At 61.5% G+C, this 1,195-nt stretch carries 1 protein-coding gene; it reads left to right on the top strand.

Going from position 1 to position 1,195, the window contains the following annotated elements:
- The coding region (locus tag AC097P_RS24350; RefSeq protein ID WP_479612995.1) for an ATP-binding protein at positions 1-1,195 on the top strand (1,195 nt) is incomplete at both ends.

Raw genomic sequence — 1,195 nt, 5'->3', positions numbered from 1 at the left:
GATGCGGGTGCTCGACGAGCGCGAACAGGCTTTGCGTCTGGCCAGTGAAGAAGCGCTGCGATTGGCACACCTCAAAGCCGAGTTTGCCGCCACCATGAGCCACGAGCTGCGCACGCCACTCAATGGCGTGGTCGGCACGTTGGATATGTTGCGTGCCACCCCGCTGCCGCCCATGGCTCGCAACTATGTTGCACTGGCCTGGGACTCGTCGCAGTATTTGCTGGACCTGATCAACAACATCCTGGACTTCTCATCGCTGGAGGCCGGCAAGTTGCAACTGGCGAGCCGTGATTTTGAGATTGCGCGGTTGTGTGAACAGACCATTGAGCTGGTGACCCCCCAGTCGGGCAGCAAGGGTCTGGAGATCGCCTACGTGGTAGACCCGGGTGTGCCTGGTAGTTTGCGCGGGGACGCGCGGCGCCTGCGCCAGGTGTTGCTCAATCTGGTGGGCAACGCGGTCAAGTTCACCGAACGCGGAGAGGTTGCGGTGCGTGTGTCGTGCGTCGGTCCGTTTGGCGAGCAGGGCATGCTGCGCATTGCGGTCACTGACACGGGCATTGGCGTGGCCGAAGACGAAGTGGCCAGTATTTTCGATGCATTTACCCAGGCCGACCCATCAACCACCCGCGGACATGATGGATCTGGCTTGGGCCTATCCATCTGCAAGCAATTGTGCGCACTGATGGGGGGCGATATCGGGGTGGACAGCGTGCAGGGCGTGGGCAGTACGTTCTGGTTCGTCCTGCCGCTGCAGAGGGGAAGCAACCCGCCGTCCGTGAGCGCAGCGCGGTCCGGGCGCGTGCTGGTGGTGGATGAAAGCAGCATGGTGCGCCAGTTCGTGCAGCAAAACTTGGGTGCGGTTGGCTACGAATGTCATGCTGTTGGCAAATTGGCGGAAGCAGCCCAATCGTTGGTGGTTGACATGGTCCTGGCGACAGCCCAGGCGCAGAGCGTGCAGGATTTACGCTCTTTTCCGGGGTATGGTCAGCCACGCCTGGTGCTGATGAACCGATATGGGGTTGAAAGCCCCGCGACCGCCCCCGCGGCTGACTCCTATCTGGCAAAGCCTTTACGGCAGGAGCGTTTGGTGGAGTGCGTCGACGTGGCCATGGGCCCCCGGGGGGAACTGCAGCGTTTTGTTCCCAAGGCAAGAAAGCGTCTGCCCCAGATTCTGATCGTAGAAGACAACCGCACA

The organism is Rhodoferax sp. ZS1R8, assembly GCF_056521325.1.
This window is presented reverse-complemented; position numbering and strand designations above follow the sequence as displayed.